This window comes from Thalassotalea insulae (assembly GCF_030161395.1).
In the GTDB taxonomy this organism is placed as follows: domain Bacteria; phylum Pseudomonadota; class Gammaproteobacteria; order Enterobacterales; family Alteromonadaceae; genus Thalassotalea_E; species Thalassotalea_E insulae.
In genome coordinates this window covers 3,582,167-3,605,517 of record NZ_BSST01000001.1, presented here as the reverse complement: position 1 = coordinate 3,605,517, position 23,351 = coordinate 3,582,167, and the positions used below count along the sequence as shown (strand labels likewise).

Here is a 23,351-nt window from a genome sequence, read left to right as displayed (position 1 = left end):
TTGACTATAGCAACCAAGTTTTCGAATTTTTGTTTACTGACAACGCAAATAAACAGCGGTTAGCACAGTTATTAGTGGTAAATTGTCATTATTAACTTAATTAGAACATATAGGAACATGAGATAAAATTGATTTTCTTGGCTCATTGATGGACTATATTGTGATTATTAACCTATATTCGATAAATTAACTGATGAGTGAAAACAACAAGTTAACCGACAAGCAGGATATTCGCTTAATAATCCCGTTATTTTTGTTACGTAAACTCAAAGAACATACACTAACGTCAGGGCTTTATCCAATATCATTAGGTAAATACTCCCAGAGCGGCAACTACCAAATCAGCCAACAACCTGATGAGCAATATAGCTTGATTTACTGCCAGTTTGGCCAAGGCAATTTGCACTATAAAAACAAAGTCAGAACGATTAATCGTGGTGATCTTGTGCTTATTCCCCCTCATCAGATGTTTTCTTATCAAGGAAAAAGCAAGCATGGCGTATACTGGATAAACTTTACCGGAAAATTAGCCGATGATTTTGCTGAACGTTTATTAATGAAAATGGACGATGGCCTAGCACATGTCGGGATACAGAGTAATATTATTGCTGATTTCGATTACCTACTAAATTTAGGTAGCCGAGGATATACCGCCACCAATGTCATCCACGCGGTACATTTACTGCAACAAGCACTGAGTTTTTTAGCGCTGCAACTAAGAACTTCTGCATTTAACAAGGCGACTAACTTTGACCTGGAAGCGATCGAAAATTTAATGCGCAATAATTTACACCAAGAACTTAATCTTGATGTTCTGGCCCATTATAGCCAATTATCAAAATTTCATTTTGCAAAAAAATTTAAAGAACTGACCGACACTTCACCCATTCAGCATTTTATTAACTTAAAAATTCAACAAGCGTGCTTTCAACTGGATAACAGTGAACAAACCATCAAAAGTATTGCCGAAACTCTAGGTTATAATGACCCCTACTATTTTTCCCGGCTATTTAAAAAAATCGTTGGCATGTCACCCAAACAATATCGCGACTCAAGGCACCACCAGTAAGAGCTATTAACTCGGTATGTAAAAATTGAGCTACAACATAACTTAATGGCCTGTTATCTGCTGGGATTAATATTCACTACAGTGCTAGTAGATAGTTGATTAATTTGATATTAATAGAAAAGTTAAAAAGTACGGACAATCAACAGTTGGCTTTGTTCGTACCTGACAAATTTTAGCCAACTTATTAAAATGCCCTGAATGGGCACGTACTTGTAATTTTGGAGATTATATGGAAAGTATTGTTTTTACAGGAGGTACTTCAGGGTTTGGAGTAAATTGGCTCTATAGGTTGGATAGTGAAAAAAACGCAATATTCTATGTCCTCGGTCGTGACCAAGCCAAATTTTCTAATTTAGTTAGCTTTAGACCTTTTAAAAATACAGTTCATTTTATTCAGTGTGAATTGGACTCTTTCGCCTCAATACAAAAGGCGGTTGAAGAAATCAAAACAAAGACAAATCGTGTCGATTGTCTTATCAACAATGCTGGGGTGTGGTCAAATGACGATAAGCCAACATCTCAAGATGATATTGAGCTAACGTTGGCGGTGAACCAATTGGCACCTTTTATCCTGACAGGGAAACTGCTTCCCTTACTTAAGAATTCAAGTTGCGCAAATATAATCAATACCGCATCATTTCGACACAAAGATGCGAGAGTGGATTTAGACGATATTCAATTAATGGCTAACTTTAATGCAGAGCAAGCATATTGCAACAGTAAACTGTATTCAATTTTGTTCACTAAACAACTTGCCAGTTTGCTTAATAATACACAGGTGTCTGTCAATTGCTTTGACCCAGGAATTGTTGATACACCTATGTTGTCTCAAGCTTTTCCGAGTTCGCTTAACTTTATTTTCCCGATGTTTAGGCGTTTAGTCGCAAGAACACCGGATAAAGGTGCTGAAACAGGTATCTTTCTGTCAACTAAAACTCATACTACTGGCGGTTACTTTAAAGACTGCAAACTGAAAAAACCAAGTAAACAAGCTATGAGTTCTTCATTATCAGATTGGTTATGGACGGAAAGCGAAAAACTCACTGGCTTTAAGTACGCATGTGTTTAGCAATCAAGCACATAACAATTCAATAAAACCAAGCGTAAAGTATTAAAGGTTTTTTCAATACCTGCAACAACTGACTAAAGGTAAAGGTTGGTACTAATCTCGGTAAAAAAATGACTAACAAGTAGCTGCGATTAATTGCTGTTTTTTGATATTAGTTGCCTATGGGCTTTCTGACAGCAGCTTGTCATAAAGCTGTCAGGTTAATGTCAGTAGAGTGACTTAATATTGTCAGAACCGTCTCTGGTAATTATAACTATTATGGCCGTTCACTTTAAACGATAGAGTAAGGTCAAATCATGAGTAATGATGTGAAACTAAATAAAAATAAAATCCAAAAACTACGGGCGATTAAATGTTGGAGCCAAGATGAATTAGCATCTGCTAGTGGCTTAAGTGTCAGAACTATTCAACGTGTAGAAAAAAATGGCACGGCATCGCTGGAAACAACTAAAGCACTCGCGGCTGTTTTTGATCTAACTCCCAATGAATTACAAACGTCGAATAAAATTGAAAATATTACATTTAGCTTTATGTGCAAATATGCATGGCTTGTTGCTTTTGCTTTATCAAGTATTTTCTTTGGTTTATGGATCATTGATATTCTTGTACCAACATTAAAAGGTGCTGATTTTAATCAACAATATGAAATACATGGTAACTTTAGGTATCTTGATTTTGGTGGTATAAGTTTCTTTGTTGGTTTTTTATTCTTAAGCTTTAATGTTTCTTTAGAGTATTTTAGCCGAAAAAGCTTAGTTAAACACTCAGCTAGTATCAACAACTAACAAGAGACTAAGCCGTTAATAGCTTACGTTAACCAAGCATTACTTGCCTTTTAATCAAGCTGTTGCTAATTCATTGCGTTAACGCGTTTATCTCTAAAACGCGTTAACGCAAACACTCCTTGTTCATCCCACGCCTCCTAACTAGCACCAACAATGAGCAGCTTCTCTAGTGCAAAGCACAAATATTTACCACTAGAAAGTCCCTAAAAATGCCCATTGTAATAAACACTTGGTTTGACTGTTTTCTTCAAAATGTCGCATTTATTCAAGACCTAAGCATTTATTATTTATAAACTTCTTCAGACTTTTAGCAATCAGGAGACACTGTCTTGAAATTTAAATACACAATACTCTATGTTGATAATGTTAGTGAGACCCTTAGTTTTTATGAGCAAGCATTTGCACTGGAAAGGAAAATGTTGCATGAGAGCGGAGACTATGGGGAATTATTAACAGGCAGCACTACATTATCGTTTTCTTCCGTCGATCTATTAAAACAATTAGGAAAAACCCCTAGCAAACCAAATTTTCATACACCAACGTTTGAAATAGCGTTTGAAACAGATGATGTAAAAACCGCACTTTCTAAAGCGCTTAAAGCTGGAGCGCTACTTGTACAAGATGCAGAAGATATGCCTTGGGGACAGACAATTGCCTATGTTACCGACAATAATGGCTTTTTGGTTGAGATTTGTACGCCAGTGAGTAATCAGCCATAACCTGAGTCATGTAGCAGCCTGATAACATCAGGTGCATTTAATAATTGTACTGGTGTTAACCTAAACCAACGCTGGAATTCTCTATTCATATGCGATTGATCTGAAAAACCGTAGTTTTCAGCGACCTCTGCCAAACTATGTTCACGGCTTAAGCTTCTTGCCGCTTTTCTAACCCTGGCTAATTGTAACCAATAGCCAGGAGTTCTTTGCGTTTTGTTTAATAGCAGTCGTTGTAGTGTTCTGACACTAACTCCTAATTGCACTGAAACCTGTTGTACCGTCCCTTGTTCACTGGCTAACGCCCCTAAGGCTTCTTGGACCGCAGACTCAAACCTTATAAAGTCACCGATAATGCCTTTGACTTCATTAGCTTCAAGTTGTTTTGTTTCAATGTGAGCGAGAAGCTCACATTCTCTAATTCCGACACCTGGGCTTAGACGAAATCCTACAAACGAGCATTTATCTTCTACCTGAACTAACTCCGATCGATCAAATAGTGGAGATACAAACCAATCTGGCTTTTCATTTCCTAGCGTTTTTACGATTAAATCACGACATCCATCAGGAATAACAACAGCAGCTCCCCCAACGTCAATATTAGCATGCCATGTAACAACCAAATTATTGTTCATATCTTATTTCACATAACTTATTTTACGTGCTCTTTACTCTAAGTATTTGATTTAATCAGTTATAAGCAAAATAACATTCGCCAGCAATTTATCTCTTCACTCACCAACAAGCATTAATACTGGTTAATCAATCGGAAAAAGCTTTTGCTGCTCAGCGATAAAATTCAATGTTTTAACGATTTTCTTATCTAATAGCGGTTGTAATAATTGTGCAGTTTGTTCAATTAACACCAGCTCTTTATCAGTAAGCGCTATATTGGCACTAATATCGAGGTTATTGCTATCAAAGACGACAAAAACATCGTCAGATAACTCCGTTAACTCCTGCAGCTCCGTTACATCAGCTCTAGCTAATGTTAACGTCTGTTGAGTTTCAAGTGATAAGCGAATGCGCAGAATGCAATCTTCATCACCATACCAGCCAGCGGTCATAGTGCGAAAATTAAATAGCGCTTCTAATTTATTACTGAGGCCAGTAAGTGTTTGCTGTGCTGCTAGCAACTCAGAAGTGACCTCAATTGATAATGGAAGTTCGGTTGGGATCATAAAATTGTCTAATCTACTGTTAATAAACAAAACATACGGCAATCAGTGATTTGCGCAAGCATTATTTTTTGCTCAGTTCAATCAGAATAAAGTTCTGTCCGCTTACCTGCAGATTTTTGCTATCGTCAGATAACCAATGAAACAAATAGCCTCGCGCTAACGTAAACGACTGCTCTTGCACTGTAATATTAAGCTTATCTGTTACTGGATAAAGTAGTAAGCGCTCGTCAGTTTCTATGGTAATTGTTTGCTGCTCAGTAACTGTTGTCACCTGACTGACGACTTTTGCTGAATCGGTGATCACATTGAGATCAATGATTTCACCATTAATCAACTCACCAAAAGTTTGGTTGCCACCATCAAACTCTGCAATATCAAGTACGTGAGTTAACTTATCCTTACCGATAGCACGCTCACTACCCGGACTTTTGTGCTGTAAATTAATACCATTTCCGGCAATTAAAATTAATTGCCGGAAATAACCGGAAAAATCTGAAAACACACCATCTTGAGTCACTTTCGCCATGCTGATGCGCCAGTCAAAATTCGTTAAGCTGGCACCTTGATTAATAGCCAACTCAGTCGTTTCCCCTAAGCCATTCTTCCACGGTGTCGTGATAAACTTATCTGGTGATTTTATCGCGTACATAATGTTTACCCTTGTTTAAAAAATAAAAACCGCTGACAAAGCAGCGGTTTAATAACAATGAATCATACCAAGTGATTTGAATAATTACATCATTTCAAGGGCAATCGCAGTCGCTTCACCACCACCAATACATAAAGAAGCAATACCTTTTGATAAACCTTTGTTTTTCAAGGCATGGATTAATGTCACCATAATACGAGCACCACTAGCACCTAACGGATGACCTAAAGCACACGCGCCACCGTTAACATTCACTTTATCAGCATCTAATTCTAGTGCTTTCATACCAAGCATAGTCACCATGGCAAACGCTTCGTTGATCTCAAACAAATCAACATCTGCAGTCGTCCAATTAGCTTTATCCAGTACTTTTTTCATCGCACCTACGGGCGCAACAGTAAATTCCGCAGGTTTTTGTGCATGCGTTGCATGGGCAACCACTTTACAAAGCGGCGTTAAACCACGATTTTGCGCTTGTGATAATTTCATCATCACAAGTGCCGCAGCACCATCAGAAATTGAACTTGAGTTTGCCGCAGTAATCGTACCGTCTTTTTTAAATGCCGGACGCAATGAAGGAATTTTATCTGGGCGAGCATTACCGGGTTGTTCATCAATATCGACAACAACATCACCGCGGCGTGATTTTACCGTCACTGGTGCCACTTCATTAGTAAAAGCACCTGACTCAATTGCCGCATTCGCACGTGAAAGTGAACGAATTGCGTATTCATCCATCTGTTCGCGAGTAAAGCCTGTCTCATCAGCAGTGCCTTGGGCAAAACATCCCATGGCTACACCGTCGTAGGCATTTTCCAAGCCATCGGTCATCATATGGTCTAATACTTGTCCTGCCCCCATTTTAATACCAGATCGGCCACTTGGTAATAAATGTGGCGCATTGGTCATGCTTTCCATACCACCAGCAACAGCAACATCAATAGAACCCGCTACTAATGCATCATGTGCTTGCATAGCTGCTTTCATACCAGAACCGCAGACTTTATTAATGGTGGTACAAACAGTTGACAAATCCAGCTCAGCTTCTAATGCCGCCTGACGAGCAGGCGCTTGTTTTAAACCTGCAGGTAACACACAGCCCATGATCACTTCATCAACCTGATCATTGGCCAGTTTTGCTTCATCTAATGCCGCTCTAATCGCGGTCGCTCCCAAACTTGGTGCAGTTACCGCAGACAAAGCGCCCATAAAACCGCCCATAGGCGTTCTTTTTGCAGATACAATGACAATAGGATCATGAGTAGACATAAGATTCTCCAACGTAGATAACGTTTATTTTATAAATAATATATGCAGATTACCCTATATTGACGTTTACGCCAACGTTAAGTTAATCAATCATTCGTACTCGCATGTGCAGAGTGTACTAGAAAATTGCCAGTAATTGTCACTCTCGGGCATAGAGCAAGTTAGGTTAAAACAGATGATTCGTTAACCAGCGGCGCCATTTTTTGCAGTTTACGTTGCAAAGTTCTTCGATGCATCGCCAACTGCCTGGCTGTTGCCGAAATGTTGCCGTTATTATATTTAAGTACTTGCTGAATATGTTGCCATTCAACCTGCTCCGCCGATAATGGTTTTTCTTCCAGCGGCTCAAAATCCTGCTGCGCTACCTTAGTATTATTTAAAGCAGCTAATAAGGTTTGGCTGTCCACTGGCTTACTTAAATAGTCATCAGCCCCTAATTTGATTGCATCTACTGCACTGGCAATGCTGGCATAACCCGTTAGCAAAATTATCCGTGCATCCGGTAATAACTGACGCATCGGTTTGATCAGACTCAAACCACTGTCATCGTGTAACTTCATATCAAGTAAAATATAATCGGGCAGATAACGACGACAGGCTATTAACGCTTCATTGGCATGTTCGACATGCCAGCAACTAAATTGATGTTTTTCTAGGCGCCGTTTTAAGACATTGGCAAATGCACTATCATCTTCAACAATCAACAATTTCATTTATCATTCCCGTTATCTGCAACTACCGGCAAAGTCACTGTCACTAACGCTCCACCACTTTGATGATTAGTTAAACGCAATTTTCCGCCCAAACGTTCCAATGTCGCGTAACTTAAAAATACCGCCATGCCAAGGCCTTGTTGACTATCCACCGGTTTAACGCCTAGTTCGGCCAATTTAGATAAAGTAAAACCTGCACCAAAATCGTGTATCGATAACTGCCAATAACCATCCACTAATTGCCAACTTAACTCAATTTGACGGCTTAAATTGTTACGAGTCGCGCGGATAGCGTTATTGATCAAGTTGATAATCGCCGGTAATAAAGAGGCGTCCGCCTGTAAATAGGTAACGTTCTGAACGTTACTATCCTCTGACGATTCTATCAGCTGACCAATAATTTCGATATCAGGATAATTTAACGCAATATGGGCTTGAATTTGCTGTAAGAGCTCGGCACAGCTTATTTTCGACAATGTCTGCTCTTTAATATCAAAGGAAAGTTTCCTAAAGCTAGCAATGCTTTCCCGACATCGGCTTAATTGCTGCTGCATATCAATTAATAACGAATGGCCCGGCTGCTCTTCCATCAATTCATCAGCTAATAACTGAACGGTTGCTACTGGGGTTGCCAATTGGTGAGTAACCTGCGCCGAAGCGACACCAAGTGCCATCACCTGCTCTTGTTTTAATAACTCTTCCTTATATTTAGCAAGTGCTCTTTCCCTTTGACTGATGCCTCGGGCCATTTTACCCACCACCAATGCAACCACTAACGTAGAGAATAAAAAGTTAATCCACATACCGATAAAATGCCCTTGCATATTACCGTGCATCACACTCATAGGTAACTGCCACAATAACAAGCTATAACTAGTTATAGCGCCAAGTGCGACCACTAACAATTGGGTATTGCTTAACGTCACCGCGGCAATCGCTATCGGAATAAGCAATAACGAAACAAAGGCATTAGTTGCGCCACCACTAAAATATAAAAGTAACGACAGAAAAATGATATCAGCGATGCTTTGAATAAAAATCGAAAGATTATCGGTATTAACTCGAGAGCGGTAATAATACCAACAGATCAGAGTAAATAGTAATTCTGTCACGATCACCGCCACTAACGGTGTCCATGGTAGTTGGTATTGCAACACTAAATTAACAAATAAAATCAGTGACACTTGTATAATAATAGCGGCCAAACGCAAGACAAAAATCAGTTGTAACTGATTTAAACTCTTGATTAAATGCGACATAGTTTTATAACTTTCCTATACTGAATAGCCACTAATCTACCTGATTTAATAACAAAAAGTGTTGTTAGATATCAAAAAAATTGACAATAACATGGGCATCAATACTGAGAGATTCCCTAGTTCATAGAGATAAATTTAACAAAACATTAAAATTTACCGCTAAAAGTTTACGTTTACGTAAACTTCATGCTATCTTTAGAAAATAATTGCAAAGCATGAGAATTTTATGAGTACATCAACAGCAAAAACATACTCTATCGGTGAATTAGCCAAAGAATTCGACATTACCACCAGGAGCATTCGTTTTTACGAAGATCAGCAGCTCATACATCCGACCCGTAAAGGTCAGACACGAATTTATAACCAAAGAGACAAAGTTAGACTAAAGTTAATTCTACGAGGTAAACGCCTCGGCTTTTCTCTGGCAGAAACTGGCCGATTATTTGAACTTTATGATGCAGATAAGTCAAGTGCAACCCAGTTAAATACGATAATGGATTTAATCGCACAAAAGAAAACGGATTTAAATCAGCAATTAGAAGACATTCAAGCCGTGTTAATCGAGTTAACGGGGCTGGAAGCAAATTGTAAAGAAGCGCTAGCAGAAATAGAAAAATAACAACTAGCATTAACTATTTAGACAAATGATTAATAAAGGATCAGCTATGATTTCTACATTCACATCACTCAATTTTAACCTTGGCGAAACCGTTGACATGATCCGCGATCAAGTAAACGCATTTGCTCGTGACGAAATCGCACCTCGCGCCGAACAAATTGATAAAGATAATGAATTCCCAATGGATTTATGGCGCAAGTTTGGCGACATGGGTTTACTTGGTATGACAGTAGACGAGCAATATGGCGGTTCAGGTTTAGGTTACCTTGAACATATGGTGGCAATGCAGGAAATTTCACGTGCCTCAGCATCAGTCGGCTTAAGCTACGGTGCTATGTCTAACCTTTGTTTAAATCAATTAAACAAAAATGGTAGCCACGAGCAAAAACAAAAGTATCTACCTAAATTATGTACCGGTGAACATATCGGTGCCCTTGCAATGAGTGAACCAAATGCAGGCTCAGATGTTGTAAGCATGAAGCTACGTGCCGAGAAAAAAGGTGATAAGTACATTTTAAACGGTAATAAAATGTGGATCACTAACGGTCCTGACGCGCATGTTTATGTGATTTACGCAAAAACTGATGTTAATGCTGGCTCAAAAGGTATCACTGCGTTTATCGTTGAGCGTGACTTCCCTGGTTTTTCTCGTCATCAAAAATTAGACAAGCTTGGCATGCGTGGCTCAAACACCTGTGAGCTGGTATTTGAAGACTGCGAAGTACCGGCTGAAAATATATTAGGTGAAGAAGGCAAAGGTGTCCGCGTTTTAATGTCAGGTCTTGATTATGAACGTTTAGTATTAACCGGTGGCCCATTAGGCATTATGGATGCCTGTATGGACCTAGTCGTCCCTTATATCCACGACCGTAAACAATTCGGTCAATCAATCGGTGAGTTTCAATTAGTGCAAGGCAAAATCGCCGATATGTACACCCAAATGAACGCTGCAAAATCTTATGCTTATATGTGTGCTCAGGCCGCAGATCGCGGTGAAACCACTCGTAAAGACGCCGCAGGTGTTATTTTATATGCCGCTGAGTTAGCGACAAAAATGTCATTAGATGCTATCCAGTTATTAGGTGGTAATGGCTATATTAATGAGTTCCCAGCTGGTCGTTTATTGCGTGATGCTAAATTATATGAAATCGGCGCTGGTACCTCAGAAATCCGTCGAATGCTCATCGGTCGCGAATTGTTTAACGAGTCATAAGCAAATAGCGATAAATTTCCAATATAGCGGTTAATAATGCCATTCATTAACCGCTGATTTAACCGTTTAACTAGTAAGGCGAAACAACGTGGCTAAGATAATTTCTAAAATCAATCCTCGTAGCCCAGAGTTCACTGAAAATGCCGCAGCAATGCAGCTTCAGGTGGACGATTTAAAAGCGAAACTTGAACAAATCAAATTAGGCGGCGGCGAGAAAAGCCGTGACCGTCACCTGTCTCGAGGCAAACTACTACCACGGGATCGCGTCAATGCATTACTTGATCCCGGCGCACCTTTTTTAGAGTTTTCACAATTAGCAGCGTTTGATGTCTATCCCGACGATGTCCCAGCAGCAGGTATTATTACAGGTATCGGACGCGTTGGTGGTCAGGAGTGTGTTATTGTCGCCAATGATGCAACCGTAAAAGGCGGTACTTACTATCCGTTAACCGTTAAAAAACATTTACGTGCTCAGTCCATAGCTCAGGAAAATAACTTACCTTGTATTTATCTGGTGGATTCAGGTGGAGCAAATTTACCTAACCAAGACGATGTCTTTCCCGATAAAGAGCATTTCGGCCGTATCTTCTTTAATCAAGCCAATATGTCGGCACAGGCAATTCCGCAGATAGCTGTGGTCATGGGGTCTTGTACCGCAGGTGGTGCTTATGTGCCTGCAATGGCGGATGAATCAATTATCGTTAAAGAACAAGGCACTATTTTCCTTGCTGGCCCACCATTAGTAAAAGCCGCCACAGGTGAAGTGGTTAGCGCGGAAGATTTAGGCGGCGCAGATGTTCATTGTCGCACCTCAGGTGTTGCCGATCATTACGCGCAAAATGATCATCACGCGCTAGAGCTAGCAAAAACTATCGTTGCGAACTTAAATAGGGTTAAGCCAGTCGCAATGAACATCAAGCCTGTGCAAGAGCCTGCTTATGAAACCAGTGAAATTTACGGCATTATTCCTAAAGATTCTCGCCAGCCATTTGATATCCGAGAAGTAATTGCTCGTATCGTTGATGGCAGTGAATTCGACGAATTTAAAGCTTTATACGGCACGACGTTAGTATGTGGTTTCGCCCGTATCTATGGTTACCCAGTCGGTATCGTTGCTAATAACGGTATTTTGTTTGGTGAATCAGCACAAAAAGGCGCGCACTTTATTGAGCTTTGTGCACAACGCAAAATTCCATTAGTGTTTTTACAAAACATTACCGGCTTTATGGTTGGTCAGCAGTATGAAGCTGGCGGTATTGCCAAACATGGTGCCAAAATGGTCACCGCAGTAGCAACGGCACAGGTGCCTAAATTTACCATTTTAATCGGTGGCAGTTTTGGTGCGGGTAACTATGGTATGTGTGGCCGAGCCTACGATCCAAGATTCTTATTTATGTGGCCTAATGCTCGAATTTCTGTCATGGGTGGCGAACAAGCCGCTGGTGTATTAGCACAAGTTAAACGCGACCAAAAAGAAAAGCAGGGTGAAAACTGGAGCGCCGAAGCTGAAGCCGAATTTAAACAACCGATTATCGATACCTATGAGCATCAGGGCCATCCGTATTACGCCTCTGCCCGTTTATGGGATGACGGTGTCATCGATCCCGCCGATACTCGCCAGGTGCTCGGTTTAGCAATTTCAGCATCACTTAACAAGCCAATTGAAGAGACCAAATTTGGCCTCTTTAGAATGTAGGAATGGATATGACTGATAATACTACAACAGCAAAAGTTTTATGTGATATCGATCGATATGGCGTTGCAACCGTTACCCTGAATAACCCAGATAAACATAACGCCTTTGATGACGGTGTTATTGCTGAATTAAGCAAGATCTTTATGGATCTTGCCGATCGTCAAGATGTTAGCATCATGGTGCTAGCGTCTACCGGCAAAAGCTTTTCGGCTGGTGCTGACCTTGGTTGGATGAAGCGCATGGCAAGTTATAGCTATGAAGAAAATCTCAGTGATGCTAATGCGCTGGCCTGTATGCTAAAAGCACTGAACTTTATGCCGCAAACGACCATAGCGAAGGTACAAGGTGCCGCATTTGGCGGTGCCGTCGGACTTGCCAGTTGCTGTGATATTGTTATCGCTAGCAATAAAGCCAGCTTTTGCTTAAGTGAAGTGAAACTCGGATTGATCCCTGCCACTATCAGCCCTTATGTCATTAACGCTATAGGTCAAAAAGCGTGTCGTCGCTATTTTCAAACTGCCGAACGTTTCTTTTCCGATAAAGCACAACGCTTAGGACTTGTCGATGAAGTAGTTAATCCAGAAGAATTAGACGAAAGTGTCGATGCCATGGTACGCACACTATTAGCTAATAGCCCTGAGGCCGTTAAACAGGCAAAACAACTTGCTTTAGATGTTGCTTATCAAGATATCGACAATGAACTCATTAACATTACCAGTGAACGTATTGCCTCTATTCGCGTATCAGAACAAGGGCAGGAAGGCTTAAGCGCGTTTTTTGAAAAACGTACACCGAGCTGGCAGCAAAAGCCGTAATTTAAGGATCTGAAAAACTATGACTCACGCACAAAAAATGTTTAGCAAAATTCTGATCGCTAACCGCGGAGAAATTGCCTGTCGAGTAATTAACACCGCGCGTAAAATGGGAATTTTAACCGTTGCTGTTTACTCAGATGCCGATGCTAACTCTTTGCACGTTAATATGGCTGATGAAGCCATTTATTTAGGACCGTCGCCGTCACGGGAAAGCTATTTATTAGGTGAAAACGTCATTGCCGCTGCGAAAAAAACCGGTGCACAGGCAATTCATCCTGGCTATGGTTTTCTTTCAGAAAACGCAGAATTTTGCCGCTTATGTGAACAAGAAAATATTACCTTTATCGGACCACCAGTAGCGGCAATAGAAGCGATGGGCTCAAAATCTGCCGCTAAATCGATTATGGAACAAGCACAAGTGCCATTAGTACCAGGCTATCATGGTGATGACCAAACAGAAGCGGTGATCAAAAAAGCTGCCGATGATATGGGCTACCCGGTACTATTAAAAGCAACCGCCGGTGGCGGTGGTAAAGGTATGCGCCAAGTCTGGAGTGAAGCAGAATTTAGTGAAGGCTTTGCGGCGGCGAAACGGGAAGCAAAATCGTCATTTGGTGACGACACCATGTTAGTGGAAAAGTACCTCACTCAACCACGTCATGTCGAAATTCAAGTATTTTGTGATAATCACGGTAATGCCGTTTATCTTTTTGAGCGTGACTGTTCGGTGCAACGTCGTCATCAAAAAGTCATTGAAGAAGCGCCTGCCTTTAATATGAGTGCAGCGCTTCGCGCACAAATGGGTGAATCAGCTATAAAATCAGCCAAAGCCATCGGCTATCAAGGTGCTGGTACCGTTGAATTTTTACTCGATGTTGACGGTTCATTCTACTTTATGGAAATGAATACCCGTTTACAGGTTGAACACCCGGTAACAGAAATGATCTCAGGACAAGATTTAGTCGAGTGGCAATTACGAGTTGCCGCTGGTGAACGTCTGCCTAAAACTCAGGACGAATTAGCCATTAACGGTCATGCGTTTGAAGCGCGTATTTATGCCGAAGATGCAAACAATGACTTTTTACCCGCAACCGGCACCTTATCATTTTTACAACCACCAGAAGAAAGCGAGCATGTTCGTGTTGATACTGGGGTACGTCAAGGGGATGAAGTCAGCGTTTATTATGATCCAATGATCGCGAAACTGATTGTCTGGGATGAAAATCGTGAAAAAGCACTACAACGATTAACTAAAGCGCTCACGGAATACAAGATCAACGGTGTGACAACTAACATCGACTTTCTCTATAATCTAGCGACAACTCCAGCATTTATCAATCAGGATATAGATACAGGCTTCATTGAAAAGCATCATAGCGATATCTTTCATAGCAACGAGCAAACCTTAGCAGATGAATTACCCATGGCTGCACTTTATCTGGTATTGTCATTGGCAGAAAAAGCGCAAATTGCCGCTGCGAACACTACCGATCCTTACTCCCCATGGAATACCACAAATGCCTGGCGCTTAAACGAAGCTCACCTTCACCAGTTGTTCTTGTCACATAATGAGATTGAGTATCCAGTAAACGTTGAGCAAAAACGTCAAGGCACAGGTAGCTATTACCTGATCACTGTCAATCATCCACAATTTGCTGAACGGACATTAGACTGTCAGGGCCGCATAGAGGGTGATAAATTACACGTCAGTATTGATGGTCACCGCAGTCAAGCTACCATTACCCGAGATGGTGATAACATCAGCTTATACCGTCAAAACGGCGTCTTTAATTTTACTTATATCCAGCCAGATTGTGGTATCCATGACGACCATGAACAACAAGGTGGTCTCACGGCACCAATGAATGGCACTATGGTGTCAGTATTAATTAACGCCGGCGATAAAGTAGTCAAAGATCAACCGCTGATGATCTTAGAAGCAATGAAGATGGAACATACCATTAAAGCGCCAAGCGATGGCGTCGTTGAAACCCTTTATTATAAAGCAGGCGATATGGTTGATGGTGGCTGTGAATTATTAGCATTTAACACCGAAGACTAACGAGGTACGTATGAGCACTTTTCCTTCACAGGTAAAAATTGTTGAAGTTGGTCCAAGAGACGGCCTACAAAATGAAAAACAGTTAATTAGCGCTGATGATAAAATCGCATTAATTGATCAGCTTACTGACGCAGGACTCTCATATATTGAAAGTGGCAGCTTTGTCTCGCCAAAATGGGTGCCGCAAATGGCAACGTCAACAGCAGTATTAACGGGTATCGCAAGAAAGTCTGGTGTCACTTATGCTGCACTAACACCGAACATCAAAGGCTACGATGCCGCTATTGCTGCAAACGCCGATGAAGTAGCAATATTTGCTGCGGCATCGGAAGGCTTTAGCCAAAAAAATATCAATTGTTCGATAGATGAAAGCATAGAGCGCTTTGCCCCGATCATAGCTGCGGCTAAGCAAGCTAATATCAAAGTCAGAGGTTATGTCTCCTGTGTTGTCGGCTGTCCCTATGACGGAGAGATTGCCCCTGAGCAAGTTGCCAAAGTGGCAGAAAAACTTCATAACATGGGATGTTATGAAATCTCCCTCGGAGACACTATCGGTGTTGGCACAGCAGCAAGCGTACAAAAGATGTTACAGGCAGTGATGGCAAAGGTTCCTAGGGAGCATTTGGCAGTTCACTTCCACGATACCTATGGCCAAGCGTTAACCAACATTTACACTGCGTTACAAAATGGTATTAGCGTTGTTGACAGTGCAGTTGCCGGATTAGGCGGCTGCCCGTATGCTAAGGGCGCTTCCGGTAATGTCGCTACAGAAGATGTCGTGTATTTATTACATGGTCTTGGCATAACTACCGGTATAGATTTTAACAAGTTATTGAAAGCCGGTTGGTTTATCAGTGACATACTAGGCAAAGCGCCTATTTCAAAAGTTTCGAATGCGTATCGGGCGCAACACAAACCTTATATCGAGGAGTAAATAATGGCCGGATTTGACAAAGTAGTGTCAAGCTACGAAGAAGCCATGGCAGGTCTAGAAGATAACATGACCATCATTTCAGGTGGTTTTGGTTTATGTGGTATTCCAGAAAACTTGATTGCAGAAATCAAGCGCAAAGGCACTAAAGGATTAACAGTCGTGTCAAATAACTGTGGCGTTGACGACTTTGGTTTAGGTGTCTTATTACCAGATCGTCAAATTAAAAAGATTGTCGCATCATATGTCGGTGAAAATGCCGAGTTTGAACGTCAGATGATGAGTGGCGAACTAGAAGTAGAATTAACGCCGCAAGGTACATTAGCCGAAAAAATGCGTGCTGGTGGCGCTGGTATTCCAGCATTTTATACCGCCACAGGTTACGGCACTCCGGTAGCTGAAGGCAAAGAAGAACGTGAATTTAACGGTCGTCATTATATTCTAGAACCGGCAATCACTGGTGATTTTGCTATTGTCAAAGCGTGGAAAGCAGACCGTTACGGCAACTTGGTATATCGCAAAACAGCGCGTAATTTTAACCCTATGGCAGCAACTGCCGGTAAAATCACTGTGGTTGAAGTGGAAGAAATCGTTGAGCCGGGTCAACTAGATCCAGATCAGATCCATACCCCAGGTATTTACGTCGATCGACTGATTAAAGGGTCGTTTGAAAAACGCATCGAACAACGCACCGTGCGTGCCAAGTAAGGAGTAGCAAATGGCTTTATCAAGAGAACAACTTGCACAACGTGTTGCCCAAGAATTACAAGATGGTTACTACGTTAACTTAGGCATAGGTATTCCAACTTTAGTAGCTAACTACGTTCCAAAAGGAATGGAAGTAATGTTGCAATCGGAAAATGGTCTATTAGGCATGGGGGAGTTTCCAACCGAAGAAACTATTGATGCCGACCTGATCAATGCCGGTAAACAAACGGTAACCATGGCCACTGGTGCGTCAATCTTTGATTCTGCAGAATCATTCGCCATGATCCGTGGCGGCCATGTTGATTTAACCGTGCTTGGCGCATTTGAAGTCGATGTTCATGGTAATATTGCGTCATATATGATCCCAGGCAAGCTGATCAAAGGCATGGGTGGCGCTATGGATTTAGTTGCCGGTGCTGATAATATTATCGTAACAATGACCCATGCATCAAAACATGGTGAATCCAAACTATTAGCCGATTGTACACTCCCTCTTACAGGTAAAGGCTGTATCAAAAAAGTACTAACTGACTTAGCTTTTATCGAAATCAAAGACGGTAAGTTTCATCTACTTGAACGTGCTCCAGGCGTATCGGTTGAAGAAATTGTTAAACTGACCGCTGGTGAACTCGTTATTCCAGAGCATGTACCAGAAATGACATTTTAACCTTATAGTGTTAACCAAGCACAAGGGAGCATCAGCTCCCTTTTTTGTACAAAAAACTAAAATTTAACAGTCACTGATATAGCTACTCGTGATAACTAAGTGAGTAGTTCACGACTAATCATTTGTTTTATATAAAAATAATTTCACGCTATTTAATGACAAATATTGCGGAAAATGCCCCTCCTCTTGCAATTTTATACGAATTTAGTAATACTGAAGGTGACAAAGAAAGGGCAAGGCACGCGAAAACGTGCTACGCAAAACCACCGGTCTAAGGTCTTTATTGCAATATAATGGCTATGACAGCGGAGTTACCGAGTTATTAGGTACGTCCTGTGGTTTTTTCTTTTAATTAACTATTACGCATTTATAAGGTTATTAAAATGAAAAAATTATTACTAGTTTCTACGATTACTGCTTTAACATTGACGTCTGTTGTATCTGTTCCAAAAGCTCAGGCAGCCAACATAGCACAAAGTTTGTGTGAGTACGTTGCCGCTGATGATAAGAAACGCATGCGGAGATTTTTAAAAGCGAATAGACTGAAAATTCGTAGTGTTTTTGATGGTATTCAATGTAATGGTAAAAACTTGTTAGTATTTGCTGCCGATCGTGGCTCTGTAGATACAGGTTCTTTGATGATTTCAAAATTGCCAAAGAAAACTGTCTCAGACAACTTGGCACTAATGCAAAATGGATCGCAACCATTAATCGACGCTGCTAACGCTCGCGTCAGCAGTTAAATTATTTTTTAGTAGGCGTTATTTGTTTTACAAGTGAACTGTTTTACTAGCTAATAATTCTATGTCAATTTAAAAAGCCAGCATTTGCTGGCTTTTTCTTTTATGTCAAATAGTTACAAATCATTGTTTATTTTCATAAACAATTTACAATTAAAATGATAACAATAGAATTTCATAATAAATGTCACATAAAAGAAGCTATAAAAACAGTAAAAATGCCTTAGTGCTAACTGGTGGCGGTGCTCGAGCAGCGTATCAAGTTGGTGTGCTTTCAGCTATTTCAAAGTTTGCTCCAAGAAACCACCCTTTGCCCTTCCCCATCTTGTGCGGGACATCTGCCGGTGCCATTAACACTACGGCTTTAGCTTGCTACGCTTCCTGCTTTCAACTGGGGGTAAAAAAATTAGAATGGGTATGGAAAAACCTCACTACCAGTCGTATTTACCATAGCGATCCGTATCGAGTTTTTTCTCATATCTTTAAAGGGATTTTCGCCAGTTTTCAGGCCGATTATGCCAGTAAAACGCCACGCAGTTTACTCAATAACGCACCACTTCGTTTACTACTAAACGAAGTTATTGATTACCGGCGCATTGACAACAATATCAGAAAGGATTTTTTAACGGCGATATCTATCACTACTTCCAGTTACAGCAGTGGTGATTCCATCAGCTTTTTTCAATCAGAATCCTCTATCATTCCCTGGTTTAGAGCAAAACGTCGTGGTATTCCTAGCATGATCAACAGTGATCATTTACTAGCTTCAGCGTCAATTCCACTAGTGTTTCCATCGATAAAAATTCATAACGAACATTATGGTGATGGCTCTATTCATCAATTATCGCCGCTAAGCCCGGCCATTCACTTAGGTGGAGAAAAGTTATTTATTATCGGGGTCGAGCAGCCGAAAGAGCCCTTACACGCAAGAGAAAATAATCCGCATCCGCCAACGACAGCCACTATAGCCGGCCATTTACTCGACGGTATTTTTTCAGATACCTTGCAAAGTGACTTAGAACGTATGAACCGAGTCAACAATACCTTATCGCTTATTAATCAGGAAAACAAAAGGACACATGAGGGATTAAAGAATATCAACTCGTTTGTTATCAACCCCAGTCACGATTTTAATGCCATAGCCTTTGAGTACTATCATCAGCTGCCATTGGCGATTCGATTACTGCTAAGAACGATGGGGATAGCAAACGATCCTGAATCTAGTATCATCAGCTACCTGCTGTTTGATAAACAATACTGTCAGCACCTCATTAAACTCGGCTATCAGGATGCATTAGCACAAGAGCAAAGAATAAGAGAATATCTCGAATTATAAATTTATCGACCTTCTTGCAAGTAGCGTTCTACCCGTTCTACACGGCGTGGTTTACCGCGAATAACTAACGTATCCTGCGCTTGGAGCACAGTATCTAATGGCGGTTCTTCTGTTTCGCTATTATCACGTTTTAAACTCACAACCGTGACACGCCGTGCTGTTAAATTTAATGCTGCAATACTGTGGCCAACCGCAAAAGAGTCATCCGTTAATAACACCGCATTAGCAAACTCTATCCGTTCTATAGCTTCTGGGCTCATGTCAGTATGCTCCCCCTGAAAAAAACCATGTAAATGACTATAATGACTTTTCCGCTCTTTCTGCACCCGCTTAACAATTTTTGAAAAAGGGATCCCGGAAAGAGATAACACTTGAGACACTAACATTAAGCTCCCTTCAAGGCTTTCAGGTACCACTTGATTAGCACCGGCTAGCTGTAAACGTTCCAGATTATCATCGTTGCGCGTTCTCACTAAAATAGGAACATCAGGCGCTAAAGAGCGCACTTTTTGGATCACTTCAATCGACTGCTTATCTTCACCAAAAGCGATCACCACTAACTTAGCTTTAGATAACTTTGCCGCTTCCAATAACTCGGTTTTGCGAGAAGAGCCAAATAATACATTTTCTCCCGCTTCCCGCGCTTTGGTGGTTCTTAATGGATCGATATCTATCGCGACAAAATCGATTGACTCTTGTTTTAAAAAACGGCTGACTGTTTGACCAATACGGCCAAAACCACAAATAATAACATGATCATTAAGTTCATTTTGGCTCGGCAACTGCGACAGCTCATCAGTATTTTGTTGCTCTTCCTTACTAAGCCAAACTCCCCATTGACGGGCGTGCTCTACCATAAATGGTGTAATTGCCATACTAATAACACCTGCACCTAATAACAAAGAAGCAATATCAAGTGGTAAAACATTCACTTGGCTTGCCAAGGCAATTAAGACAAAACCAAACTCCCCCATTTGCGCCAACATGATTGCCGATGCCCAAGCATCTTTAGTTTGCTCTCCGGCACGTACCACCAGAAACTTGAGCACTAAGATTTTAATCAGCATAAAGCTAACTAATAATGCCAATACCAGCAATGGAGAAGAAAGTAGTAACGCAAGATTTAATTTCATGCCGACAGTGACAAAAAATAAGCCCAGTAAAATATCACGATAAGGGCGAATATCTGCTTCTAGCTGGTGTTTATACTGACTTTCCCCTAACATCATTCCAGCTAAAAACGCCCCTAATGCCATAGACAAGCCAAACCATTGGGTTAACGCCGCCGCCACTAATGTGACTAACAAGGTAGTTAAAACAAACAGTTCATCCGTTCGAACCTGAGCAACTAAATTAAATATCCTAGGTAGTACCCACTTCCCCACTGACAATAAAATGCCGACAACAAAGACACCTTTTACCAAAGCCAATAACAACTCCAGTACCATGGACGTATCACTTTGCTCCGCGAACATCGGAATAATGATCAAAAGTGGCACCACAGCAACGTCTTGAAACAGTAAAACCGCGACCGAAATTTGTCCCGACTTTCGCTTCATCGCCCCGCTTTCACTCAGCTGCCTGATAACAATTGCGGTAGAAGATAGCGCTAGAATCCCTCCTATTACGATGGCACTGGCAAAACTTTGTCCTAAAAATAACGCTATGCTCATAAAGATCAACATAGAGATCCCGACCTGCAAACTACCAACCGCAACCACTAAGTGACGCATTGCCATGAGTTTTGGTAATGAAAACTCCAACCCCAGAGTAAACAGTAAAAAAACAATGCCAAGCTCAGCAAAATGCTCATAGTCAACACTTTCATGGGTTAACGCTAAGCCATGTTCGCCAACCAACATCCCAGCGACTAAATAAGCTAAAATCGCCGGTAAATGCAGCTTTCTAAATAACCAAACAATCAATACGGCACTGGTAAGAATAGCGAGAATTTCTACGTAATCTGTCACAAAAAACCTAATAAAATTAATGAGTAAAATGGTTGCTATGATTTTAGTATATATTGCCTGCAGGTAATTTAGGAAAAAAGTTTTAACTGATCCCTATTTGACTATTGATTAGCTGACTATTTTAGTCAAAACAAACCGGCAAACACTTGCCGACAATTTTATGACATATGACATTACAATGCCGCCTCTAGCCGTTATTGTTACTGAGTTCCCCTCTATCCCATTGTAATCATAGCGATATTTTTTATAGGTACATTTTTTGCTTTGTAAATGCTGTAGTATTTTAAAAGGTGCCGCTATGCAAACATTAAATTTAGTTGAAAACACCTCTGTCGATTTCAATGCGTTTAGAGTATTTGATACTCAGGATCATCAGGATAATTATCGAAAACTTGCGTTATCCGAGCAATTACAAACCAGTCTTGAACTTAATGTACTACTTAACATCTTTGCTCTGGAAGCAGCTAAATACGTCGACTTTTCTGGCCTGTATTTTAAACAAGCTGAGATCAGCGCTGCCGCTCGAGGTAGCAAAGCGGGCAAAAAAGAGCGTCGTTACGAGCTTAAAATTAATAATCATTATGTCGGCACCTTAACTTATGCGTTAAATGCGCCGATCAGCATTAGTAATAACAAAGTTATTAAACAGCTGCATCAGGTACTGCTACACCCGTTAAATAACGCGATTAAATATCAAAAAGCAATGCAACTTGCGCTACAAGACGGTTTAACCGGATTAGGTAACCGCCGCTATTTCGACCAGCAACTTAAACGCGCCATGCACCATGCCAATCGTCAACATTCTAAAGTCGGTATGATAGTCTGCGATTTAAATAAATTTAAAACCATTAATGATACCTATGGCCACAAAATAGGTGACGACATCTTGCTTCACTTTGCCGATGCGTTACGCGCTAGTGTCCGTGATTCTGACAGCTTATTTCGCTTTGGTGGTGACGAATTTGTCGTATTGGTTGAGGATGCCAATGAAAATTCATTGTTAGTTATCGAAGAGCGTATTCATCAAGCGATTAACGCCTGTTGCTTGCTCTCTAAGTATCAGGTCAGTTGCTCATTAGGCGCCAGTTTAATGAATCGGGCTGATAGCGAACAAAGCTTTTTTGAACGTACTGATCAGTTACTGTATCAAAATAAAATCAGTGAAAACCGCACGCTAAACATTGTCTAATACCAATTGAAATGAATGTTTAATTCAGATGGGATAACCATTAAGATTTGAGCGTAACTGTTTAAGCGCAGCTTTACGCTCATTTGGTGTAGAACCGACCAATAGGCGACAAAACCTCACCGCTTGAGAAAACTTTTCTTGGCCGAGTATATCAGTGACCTGCAGAAAAAACGCTTTATCTAAATCAAAGGTTTTAGCGTAATGAATCACCGCATCGTTGATCGAAGGAAACTCAATACCGTCAAATTGAAATGGCTCACTTTCCTTGCACTTAAGATCTTCAATGTTAATTCCACCAAGGATCAAAGCCCAACCGCAAAAATTTACCCTCGCCTTAGCAATTTCAAACATCATCCAGGCACTGCGCTGAAACCCAGCAAAATTACCGCCTGCAAATTCACTATTTGCCAACTCTTGCTCAGTCCAATTAATACCGATAGCCAGATCTTTTTGATATCGTTGAAACAATAAACGTTTTACTTGCTCTCGCACCTGCCAGATCGATGTTACTTTACAGCGAGCTGCCAAATGATAACACTCAGCACAAGTATTTAACGATAATGGTGGATGAGGACAATCTAAAACAATATTACCCGGCTGAGGAAAATCCAAATGACTCGCTGCTGGCTCACCACAAAACCAGCAGCAATAACGAAATTGAAAAGGTGTTTCTATCGCTTGATACGACATTTAGG

Annotated in this window: 23 protein-coding genes and 1 riboswitch; of the genes, 15 read left to right on the top strand and 8 right to left on the bottom strand. The window is 40.9% G+C overall.

All coding sequences use genetic code 11. From position 1 onward, the window contains the following. Nucleotides 1-193 precede the first annotated feature (193 nt). The 4 genes from QQK06_RS16150 to QQK06_RS16135 all read left to right on the top strand — a co-directional run bounded on the left by QQK06_RS16150 (nt 194) and on the right by QQK06_RS16135 (nt 3,642). Nucleotides 194-1,069 (top strand): AraC family transcriptional regulator, encoded by an 876-nt coding sequence (locus QQK06_RS16150; RefSeq protein WP_284245818.1) that lies wholly within the window; start codon nt 194-196, stop codon nt 1,067-1,069. Between the two features lie 229 nt (nt 1,070-1,298). Then, complete coding sequence (locus QQK06_RS16145; protein ID WP_284245817.1) at nt 1,299-2,138, top strand: SDR family NAD(P)-dependent oxidoreductase; 840 nt, start codon at nt 1,299-1,301, stop codon at nt 2,136-2,138. Between the two features lie 296 nt (nt 2,139-2,434). Continuing rightward, nucleotides 2,435-2,923 (top strand): helix-turn-helix domain-containing protein, encoded by a 489-nt coding sequence (locus QQK06_RS16140; RefSeq protein WP_284245816.1) that lies wholly within the window; start codon nt 2,435-2,437, stop codon nt 2,921-2,923. 329 nt (nt 2,924-3,252) lie between these two features. Further along, nucleotides 3,253-3,642 (top strand): VOC family protein, encoded by a 390-nt coding sequence (locus QQK06_RS16135; RefSeq protein WP_284245815.1) that lies wholly within the window; start codon nt 3,253-3,255, stop codon nt 3,640-3,642. On the opposite strand, the gene QQK06_RS16130 is transcribed toward QQK06_RS16135, so the two are convergent. The 6 genes from QQK06_RS16130 to QQK06_RS16105 all read right to left on the bottom strand — a co-directional run bounded on the left by QQK06_RS16130 (nt 3,633) and on the right by QQK06_RS16105 (nt 8,710). Continuing rightward, the gene (locus QQK06_RS16130; protein ID WP_284245814.1) at nt 3,633-4,274 is read right to left on the bottom strand and encodes a helix-turn-helix transcriptional regulator; all 642 of its coding nucleotides are present in this window, start codon (nt 4,272-4,274) and stop codon (nt 3,633-3,635) included. The two genes, QQK06_RS16135 and QQK06_RS16130, sit on opposite strands and share 10 nt — an antisense overlap. Before the next feature lie 123 nt (nt 4,275-4,397). Beyond that, nucleotides 4,398-4,820, bottom strand: a complete 423-nt coding sequence (locus QQK06_RS16125) for a hypothetical protein (RefSeq protein ID WP_284245813.1) — start codon at nt 4,818-4,820, stop codon at nt 4,398-4,400. Nucleotides 4,821-4,881: 61 nt separating this feature from the next. Further along, on the bottom strand, nt 4,882-5,469 hold the full coding sequence (locus QQK06_RS16120; RefSeq protein ID WP_284245812.1) for a HutD/Ves family protein: 588 nt from the start codon (nt 5,467-5,469) through the stop codon (nt 4,882-4,884). Between the two features lie 84 nt (nt 5,470-5,553). Continuing rightward, on the bottom strand, nt 5,554-6,738 hold the full coding sequence (locus QQK06_RS16115; protein ID WP_284245810.1) for an acetyl-CoA C-acyltransferase: 1,185 nt from the start codon (nt 6,736-6,738) through the stop codon (nt 5,554-5,556). Between the two features lie 161 nt (nt 6,739-6,899). Continuing rightward, the gene (locus tag QQK06_RS16110; RefSeq protein WP_284245809.1) at nt 6,900-7,451 is read right to left on the bottom strand and encodes a response regulator transcription factor; all 552 of its coding nucleotides are present in this window, start codon (nt 7,449-7,451) and stop codon (nt 6,900-6,902) included. Continuing rightward, nucleotides 7,448-8,710, bottom strand: coding sequence for a sensor histidine kinase (locus QQK06_RS16105; protein WP_284245807.1), 1,263 nt, complete (start codon nt 8,708-8,710; stop codon nt 7,448-7,450). Before QQK06_RS16105 ends, QQK06_RS16110 begins: the two co-directional genes overlap by 4 nt. A gap of 226 nt (nt 8,711-8,936) precedes the next feature. Here QQK06_RS16105 and QQK06_RS16100 point away from each other — a divergent pair, with 226 nt between their 5' ends. The 10 genes from QQK06_RS16100 to QQK06_RS16055 all read left to right on the top strand — a co-directional run bounded on the left by QQK06_RS16100 (nt 8,937) and on the right by QQK06_RS16055 (nt 19,497). Then, the gene (locus QQK06_RS16100; RefSeq protein WP_284245806.1) at nt 8,937-9,329 is read left to right on the top strand and encodes a MerR family transcriptional regulator; all 393 of its coding nucleotides are present in this window, start codon (nt 8,937-8,939) and stop codon (nt 9,327-9,329) included. A gap of 46 nt (nt 9,330-9,375) precedes the next feature. Then, a complete protein-coding gene (locus QQK06_RS16095) occupies nt 9,376-10,542 on the top strand; it encodes an isovaleryl-CoA dehydrogenase (protein WP_284245805.1) in 1,167 nt (388 codons plus the stop codon). A gap of 88 nt (nt 10,543-10,630) precedes the next feature. Continuing rightward, a complete protein-coding gene (locus tag QQK06_RS16090; RefSeq protein WP_284245804.1) occupies nt 10,631-12,238 on the top strand; it encodes a carboxyl transferase domain-containing protein in 1,608 nt (535 codons plus the stop codon). A gap of 2 nt (nt 12,239-12,240) precedes the next feature. Next, nucleotides 12,241-13,053: an enoyl-CoA hydratase/isomerase family protein gene (locus QQK06_RS16085; protein ID WP_284245803.1), complete on the top strand. Its 813-nt coding sequence runs from the start codon at nt 12,241-12,243 to the stop codon at nt 13,051-13,053. Nucleotides 13,054-13,090: 37 nt separating this feature from the next. Beyond that, nucleotides 13,091-15,115, top strand: coding sequence for an acetyl/propionyl/methylcrotonyl-CoA carboxylase subunit alpha (locus QQK06_RS16080; RefSeq protein WP_284246637.1), 2,025 nt, complete (start codon nt 13,091-13,093; stop codon nt 15,113-15,115). A 10-nt stretch (nt 15,116-15,125) separates the two neighbouring features. Beyond that, entirely contained in the window at nt 15,126-16,049 is a 924-nt protein-coding gene (locus QQK06_RS16075; protein ID WP_284245802.1) for a hydroxymethylglutaryl-CoA lyase, read from the top strand. A 3-nt stretch (nt 16,050-16,052) separates the two neighbouring features. After that, nucleotides 16,053-16,754: a CoA transferase subunit A gene (locus tag QQK06_RS16070; protein ID WP_284245801.1), complete on the top strand. Its 702-nt coding sequence runs from the start codon at nt 16,053-16,055 to the stop codon at nt 16,752-16,754. A 10-nt stretch (nt 16,755-16,764) separates the two neighbouring features. After that, the gene (locus QQK06_RS16065) at nt 16,765-17,421 is read left to right on the top strand and encodes a 3-oxoacid CoA-transferase subunit B (RefSeq protein ID WP_284245800.1); all 657 of its coding nucleotides are present in this window, start codon (nt 16,765-16,767) and stop codon (nt 17,419-17,421) included. Between the two features lie 222 nt (nt 17,422-17,643). After that, nucleotides 17,644-17,740, top strand: a riboswitch (cyclic di-GMP riboswitch). 64 nt (nt 17,741-17,804) lie between these two features. Then, nucleotides 17,805-18,164: a DUF3718 domain-containing protein gene (locus tag QQK06_RS16060; RefSeq protein WP_284245799.1), complete on the top strand. Its 360-nt coding sequence runs from the start codon at nt 17,805-17,807 to the stop codon at nt 18,162-18,164. 181 nt (nt 18,165-18,345) lie between these two features. Next, nucleotides 18,346-19,497, top strand: a complete 1,152-nt coding sequence (locus tag QQK06_RS16055; protein ID WP_284245798.1) for a patatin-like phospholipase family protein — start codon at nt 18,346-18,348, stop codon at nt 19,495-19,497. A gap of 2 nt (nt 19,498-19,499) precedes the next feature. On the opposite strand, the gene QQK06_RS16050 is transcribed toward QQK06_RS16055, so the two are convergent. After that, the gene (locus QQK06_RS16050; RefSeq protein WP_284245797.1) at nt 19,500-21,467 is read right to left on the bottom strand and encodes a monovalent cation:proton antiporter family protein; all 1,968 of its coding nucleotides are present in this window, start codon (nt 21,465-21,467) and stop codon (nt 19,500-19,502) included. 298 nt (nt 21,468-21,765) lie between these two features. Between QQK06_RS16050 and QQK06_RS16045 the strand changes: the two genes are divergently transcribed. Further along, nucleotides 21,766-22,656 (top strand): GGDEF domain-containing protein, encoded by an 891-nt coding sequence (locus tag QQK06_RS16045; protein WP_284245796.1) that lies wholly within the window; start codon nt 21,766-21,768, stop codon nt 22,654-22,656. A gap of 24 nt (nt 22,657-22,680) precedes the next feature. Here QQK06_RS16045 and QQK06_RS16040 read toward each other — a convergent pair whose 3' ends face one another. Further along, nucleotides 22,681-23,346 (bottom strand): hypothetical protein, encoded by a 666-nt coding sequence (locus QQK06_RS16040; protein ID WP_284245795.1) that lies wholly within the window; start codon nt 23,344-23,346, stop codon nt 22,681-22,683. Between the last annotated feature and the right edge of the window lie 5 nt (nt 23,347-23,351).